The sequence below is a fragment of the Parendozoicomonas verongulae genome (assembly GCF_009711465.1).
GTDB lineage: Bacteria > Pseudomonadota > Gammaproteobacteria > Pseudomonadales > Endozoicomonadaceae > Sansalvadorimonas > Sansalvadorimonas verongulae.
Genome location: NZ_SMME01000451.1, coordinates 691 through 904, shown reverse-complemented (window position 1 = coordinate 904; position 214 = coordinate 691). Strand labels below are relative to the sequence as shown.

General features: G+C 58.4%; 1 pseudogene. It reads left to right on the top strand.

What is annotated here, in order from left to right:
• Nucleotides 1-31: 31 nt before the first annotated feature.
• Nucleotides 32-214, top strand: a pseudogene (locus E1189_RS24535) (IS21 family transposase); the annotation flags it as partial.

Below are 214 nucleotides of genomic sequence, written 5' to 3'. Positions count from 1 at the left end.
ACCTGATTGGCTGGCTCTATGGAGATAAAGTCCGGAGCAGGCCTATCGCAGCTGCCTGGGCATCATCCACCTGGGAAAGCGTTACACCCCGGAGCGACTGGAACGAGCCTGTCAGCGGGCGCTGCATCTGGGATCCTGCAGCTACAAAACCCTCGAAGCCATCCTTCGTCACGGGCAAGATAATCTGCCTTTACCGGAGGAACAGCCTCTGACG